This window comes from Candidatus Thiosymbion oneisti, from assembly GCF_004359955.1.
Lineage (GTDB): Bacteria > Pseudomonadota > Gammaproteobacteria > Chromatiales > Chromatiaceae > Thiosymbion > Thiosymbion oneisti.
On sequence record NZ_SMSC01000061.1, the window covers coordinates 1 to 6,351 of the forward strand.

General features: G+C 59.7%; 3 protein-coding genes. 1 reads left to right on the forward strand and 2 read right to left on the reverse strand.

Annotated features, from left to right (window positions below; genetic code table 11):
* Positions 1 to 1,267: 1,267 nt before the first annotated feature.
* Positions 1,268 to 2,233 carry an RluA family pseudouridine synthase gene (locus E1958_RS19165; RefSeq protein WP_133513299.1) on the reverse strand — a complete coding sequence of 322 codons (966 nt, stop codon included), beginning with the start codon at positions 2,231 to 2,233 and terminating at the stop codon, positions 1,268 to 1,270.
* Between the two features lie 641 nt (positions 2,234 to 2,874).
* Here E1958_RS19165 and rne point away from each other — a divergent pair.
* The gene (rne, locus tag E1958_RS19170) at positions 2,875 to 5,718 is read left to right on the forward strand and encodes a ribonuclease E (protein WP_133513300.1); all 2,844 of its coding nucleotides are present in this window, start codon (positions 2,875 to 2,877) and stop codon (positions 5,716 to 5,718) included.
* Between the two features lie 204 nt (positions 5,719 to 5,922).
* Here the strand turns inward: rne and E1958_RS19175 are convergent, their stop codons facing one another.
* Complete coding sequence (locus E1958_RS19175) at positions 5,923 to 6,294, reverse strand: hypothetical protein (RefSeq protein ID WP_133513301.1); 372 nt, start codon at positions 6,292 to 6,294, stop codon at positions 5,923 to 5,925.
* Positions 6,295 to 6,351 lie beyond the last annotated feature (57 nt).

A 6,351-nucleotide genomic window follows, 5' to 3' on the forward strand; every position in this document is an offset into this window, starting at 1 on the left:
TCCGGTGCTTACACTGATTCTTCCCGGTGCATGCTGGCTTCAGCTCTCTGGCAGCTTGGCCACCTGCGATTAGCGTTTCGAGGCCGTTCTCGGTTCAACAACCGGCCTCGCTCCCCACGCTTCGTTACCTCCACGTGACAGACCGCAGCGACATGTCTATCAGCTCTTTAACATGGCAACCTCCTTTCAGGTTGCTAGACTGACCAGGCTTCGCCTGGCGCACCAGAGAACACAGAAAACGCAGAGCATTGGCCGATTCCTTTCTCTGTGTTCTCTGCGTTCTCTGTGCCCTCTGTGGTTTAGACTTCACAGACTGGCAGCTGACGCCACCGTTTTTGCGATACCCTCGCCGGGAGAGGGCGGGGGTGAGGGGGAAATTCAAAAGCTCGGATTGTGCTGTGTGGCAGTATATCTGTCACTTTCGCGCGGTGCCCCAAGCCGGAAGCTGACGACCGGTAGCTGGCGACCGGAACCAGTCACCAGTCGCCGGCAGTGTAGTTGGAGTGATGGAGGAACCTCAACATTGCTTGTTAATCCACAGATTACGCAGATTTTTGCAGATTAAGAATGAAACAATCCGTGAGAATCTGCGTAAAATGAGTGGCACTTTTTTCGTTCGAGTGCATTCACCCTATCAGGCGATTCTCTCTTTCACCTAGTTCCGTGAGCTAAATGAGCTATTCATAGAGCAATCCCTTCATAGAACAACGGGGTAATGGCCAAATTCATTCACTCTCAAGATTCACTCGGGAAGTGAAGTAGCTAATCTCTATATCGAGCAAAATCAACGAGCATGAAGACCTACCCCGTGGTATCCCCCAGCGATTACAGTTTCGCCTGAACGCTTGTCGCAATGTTCTAATAGGACAGGATTAACAGGATGTTCAGGATTAACAGGATTTTTTTCTGTTGCTCTGAACGTTCGCCGCCGGTTACACCCCAATGCCATTAAGTTAAGCCTCAAAGCCCCTCTCCCGGCGGGAGAGGGGTTGGGGAGAGGGCGAGCGAAAACAGGGATCAACCAATCACAAACGGCGCCGGTGACGCTTAACTTAATGGCATTGGGTTACACCCTTACCGAAGTTGATCAACGGTCCGATTCTTCTTTTCCTGGCCAACATATTTACCAACAACGAAGAAATCTTGTTAATCTTGAGCATCCTGTTAATCCTGTACCATTGGAGGAAAGCATGAACCACCGGGAATTACTCATATGCTGACTTCCCCTTGGATTTTATCTCACGGATTCAGGTTTCAATATACACCTTCATTTTCTTTTCCTTTCTAAATTCCCTTCCCTTATTGATCCTATCAGGGTCTCCAGTTCCTGTGGTAGAGGCGCCTCGATGTGGAGTGGCTGATCCCGATAACTCGGCTGAAAAGTTAGGGCGGAGGCGTGCAAGAACAAGCGGCTGAGACCCATGCCCCGCAGGCGGCGGTTCACCTCGGCGCTGCCGTACTTTTCGTCGCCGGCCACCGGCACCCCCAGCTGGGCGGCGTGTACGCGAATCTGGTGAGTACGCCCGGTAAGGGGCTCCGCCTCGACTAGGGTAAAACCTCCGAGTCGGCACAGGGGCCGAAAAAGCGTGCGCGCCGGCTTGCCGGCTTGCGGGTCGATGCAGACTACCCGCTCACCGCTGCGCAGAAGGTTTTTACGCAAGGGGGCATCGACCTTCTGTCGGCGCTTCAAGTGTCCGGCGAGCAGCGTCAAGTAACGCTTGGTCACGGCTTGATTACGGATCAGGCGATGCAGCTCACGCAGGGTGCCGCGGCGCTTACTGAGCAAGAGACAGCCTGAGGTCTCGCGGTCGAGACGGTGCACGAGTTCAAGCTCAGGGAGTTCGGGACGCAGAACCCGCATTGCCTCGATCAGGCCCCAGCTGAGACCGCTTCCCCCATGCACCGCCATCCCTGACGGCTTGTTCAACGCTATGAGATGCTCGTCCTCATAGAGCACCGCCGCCAGAAGATACCTCAGTCGATCCTGTGCCGGGTATGCAGGGGTGGTCGGCAGTGCGCAACGCAGAGGGGGAATCCGCACCAGATCACCGCGCTGCAGGCGGTAACTCGGTTTTACCCGACCTTTGTTGACCCGCACCTCACCGCGCCGCAGAACCCGGTACCAGTGGCTGCGCGGCACACCTTTGATGCGGGTCACGAGGAAGTTGTCAATGCGCTGCCCTGCCTGGGCCTTGTCGATTCGCACCAGCCTCACGCCACTGTTTATGGACATCGATGATATATGAGTATCTACACCTTTGCGCCTTTGCGGTTCAAACGATTCCGCTACGGCCGGAAGCTGGTGACTGGTAGCTGAAGGCAAAGCTATACATGCCCACCCTGCGCGCGCTGAACTTAAATTGAAGCAATCGTTGCCCGCTGATAACATTGAAAGCTTATGTTGTTTACAGCAGCAACGGCTGCCAACGGCCAGACATCCACCAAGATCGTTCCCGCCGCATTTCCGCGTTCAGGCACAATCTCGGAAGTCCTGCTACTTTACCTCCTCATCAGCGGCAAAGCGTCCGCGCGTTTCAGGGCTTGTCTGGCTTACGCGTTTACCGGACAGGTTCTCGGGTCTTTCGCGAACAGTCGCGGATTGTACATCGAGATGACTCGAGGGCACGGCATCGCCTGCTGTAAATCCCAGGTTTAGAGGGTACCCCGAAGTTGCGGGGACCGACTCATGACTCATGCGGTCGCACAACTGCGGTGGCCGTGACGGAACACAAGGTATGTGTCCCCGCACGATCCGGGGCCGGCGTGGACCTTTCAGATCCGCGTAGTCCGAAATAGCGGACGACGGGCACAGCGCCGCCGGCGTTGCGGTGGTCTGGCGCCCGGACACATGCCGTAGCGCGGGATTTTAGAATAATGAAGAGAATGCTGATCAATGCAACTCAGCCGGAGGAGTTGCGGGTAGCGATTGTCGACGGCCAAAAGCTTTTCAATCTCGATATCGAGGCACCGGGGCGAGAACAAAAAAAGGCCAATATCTACAAAGCGACCATCGTCCGCATCGAGCCCAGCCTGGAGGCCGCCTTCGTTGATTACGGCAGCGAGCGCCACGGCTTTCTGCCGCTGAAAGAGGTCGCCCGCAGCTACTTTGCCCCGGACGCCATCACTCCCGGCAACCGTATCAGCATCAAGGATGCGTTGCGCACCGGCCAGGAAGTCATCGTCCAGGTAGACAAGGAAGAACGCGGAAACAAGGGTGCGGCGCTGACCACCTTCATCTCCCTCGCCGGCCGCTACCTGGTATTGATGCCGAACAACCCGCGCGCCGGCGGCGTGTCCCGCCGCATCGAGGGGCAAGCGCGTGCGGAGCTGCGCGATGCCATGAGCCGACTCGAGATCCCGCAAGACATGGGGCTGATCGTACGCACCGCCGGTGTGGGCAAGCACGCCGAAGACCTGCAGTGGGACCTGGATTACCTCACCCAGCTCTGGAACGCCGTCAAGCAATCGGCAGCGGGGCGCGGAGCACCCTTCCTGATTTACCAGGAAAGCGATGTCATCATTCGCTCTATCCGCGACCATCTGCGCACCGACATCGGCGAGATCGTGGTCGATGACCGCCGGATGTACGAGAAGGCAGACCAGTTCATGCGCCAGGTGATGCCCCACAACCTCAAGAAGCTGCGTCTCTACGACGATGAGGTACCCCTGTTCACCCGCTACCAGATCGAGAGCCAGATCGAATCCGCATTCCAGCGCGAAGTCCGGCTCCCTTCCGGCGGCTCCATCGTCATCGACCACTCCGAGGCCCTGACCTCCATCGACATTAACTCCGCGCGAGCGACCAAAGGTGCGGACATCGAGGAGACGGCCCTGAACACCAATCTGGAGGCGGCGGACGAGATCGCCCGCCAGCTGCGGCTGCGCGATCTCGGTGGCCTGTTTGTCATCGACTTCATCGACATGACCCCCGCGCGCAACCAACGGGAGGTGGAAAACCGGCTGCGGGAGGCCCTCAAGCAGGACCGCGCCAGGGTCCAGCTCGGCCACATCTCCCGCTTCGGCCTGTTGGAGATGTCACGTCAGCGTCTGCGCCCGTCTCTCGGCGAATCGAGCCAACTCGTATGCCCGCGCTGCCGCGGCCAGGGCACCATTCGCGGCGTGGAGTCACTGGCACTGTCTATTCTGCGCATCGTCGAAGAAGAGACCATGAAGGAAAACACGGGGCGTATCCTGGTCCGAATACCGGTCGATGTGGCCACCTTTCTGCTCAACGAGAAACGCCGCACCATCCTCGAAATCGAGCAACGGCAGGACGTTGAGATCATCCTGCTGCCCAGCCAACTCATGGACACCCCCGATTATCGGATCGAGCGTATCCGTACCCAGGACATGGGAGGAACTGCGCAGGGGCAGGCGAGCTACGAGATGACAACCACCGCGGAGGCCGAACCACCCGGCCCCCCACGACGGGCCGAGGCCGGTCGACCGGAAGAGCCCGCGGTCAAGCAGCTCACGCCCGCCACGCCCGTCCCGACCCAAAACCGGGAGGAGACACCCCGGAACACAAAACCGGCCAATGGCCTCTTGAAGCGAATCTGGACGAACCTAGTCGCCCCCGAGCGTACTATCGAAGCGGCCCCGGCTCAAGAATCGGAGCCCAAGGTACCGCGACAACAGTCCCAGCGGACATCCCGGCGCCGCGGCGGGCAGTCGCGACAGCGCGGGGAATCCGCGGTCAAACCCGACCGGCCCGACGCCCGGTCCGAACCAAACCCAGGCCAAGCGGGCCAAGCGTCGACAGCGACCACCACCCAAGCTTCAAAAGACAAAAACGAGTGCGGATCGACCGCCAATGGTGCGGTGGACACATCCACATCGGACCGGCCCAAGAGTGGAGAGCGCGGCTCGCGTCGCCGCAGTCGCGGACGCGGTCGCAGCCGCAGAAGCAGCGAGGAACGCCAGGGCGACGGCCGCCGTCAGGGAGATCAACGCAGTCAAACCGACGCAACCGGTGAGAAGCCACGCAAGCCGGCGAACGATAACGGGCCCACAGCAACCGACGAAGACGGGCAACGGACCTCCAGGCAACAACCGTCGGCAACGGAAAAACCCGAGCCGACATCCGCCCCATCCGTCACCGACGCCAGGCCTGAAGGCGAGCAGTCGCCGGAGCCCCGAGCGTCCGCGGTCCGGGTCACGGACACCGATACCCGATCGACACCAGCCAAGCCCAGGCCGAGAAGGCAGGCCTCGCCGGTTCGACCCGAGTCGACACCCGCCGCGGCCGTAGCACCAGGGCCGAGCGCAAGGACGGACCCGGCTTCCGCGACCGGAGCCCAGCGGCGCCTTCTCCAAGCCGAAAACTCCTCCCGGCCCCCCCCGGACAAAGCAAGGGCCGAACCGGCGCGACCCACGGGAGAGCCATCCAGCATCCCACTGGAATCAGTCAAGGACCAGTCCGCCCAGGGAGAACAGGACCCTGGTGGCCCCACGCACCGTCGGCATAGGGGTAGGCACGATAAGGAAAAGGGGGCGGCCCGCAATGGCGATAACGAGGAGACGCCATCCCATCTCCCCGCTGATTCCGATGCCAACAGCAAACAGTCAGATACCGTGACACCACAAGCGGTGGCAGAGCCAAGATCGGCGTCCGATTCGGCGACGGAGGATACAACCCAACCCACCCCCGGTGCCGGGCCCGGATCACGACCGACTCCAGTTGCCAGCACCGTACAAGCGTATCGGACAGACGCCTAGCCCGCTATCTCACCGGCCTGCATATTTGCTGGAGATTGCCGTTCTGTATGTTTTCCGCACCGGTGGGGTGAACTGGTTTTTCCTATAGGAAAGATCCGCTCACACATGGTTCCCTGCGGGCGCGGGGCGGGTAATCCGACAAAGAATCTTTTTAATCCGCAGATTACACAGATTTTCGCAGATTATTTCATCTTTAGTCCGGCATCATTTGGTGCTGCCTAAAAAGGCGTCTAGGGTACGGCCGTCAGGGACGAAAGCACCGTCGCCACGGTGCAGGTGGTGCCCCTGTACCGGTTGGCTCCCGACGACTGCCGAGGGTAACGCATGCCGCTCAGATCCGATCAGGCCACACCGCTTAAGCCGGCGCACTCCAAATTTGGAGTGCGGCGGCAGCTTTTTATCCCGGTACTTACCGAAACCCATGGAGCTTGGTGTGACCGGAGTGTTGGCCGAATGGCACAGACCCGCCGCCGCTTTGGATTCGGGCGACGTGATAGCCTCCAAACTTATTCCGAGCTGCGTGGTTTTTCGATGGTCTGCTTTGATGCGGTTCGCCGCCTGCCCCGTGTCTGCCATGCCTAGCCCCTGCCTGTCCCGTCCCTAGGACGGCAGACAGGCATCCCTGAAGTGGTG

What these genes read in the sequence shown, in the direction of transcription:
- E1958_RS19165 (WP_133513299.1), bottom strand. Translation starts at nt 2,233, where the DNA reads ATGTCCATAAACAGTGGCGTGAGGCTGGTGCGAATCGACAAGGCCCAG.
- rne (WP_133513300.1), top strand. Translation starts at nt 2,875, where the DNA reads ATGAAGAGAATGCTGATCAATGCAACTCAGCCGGAGGAGTTGCGGGTA.
- E1958_RS19175 (WP_133513301.1), bottom strand. Translation starts at nt 6,294, where the DNA reads ATGGCAGACACGGGGCAGGCGGCGAACCGCATCAAAGCAGACCATCGA.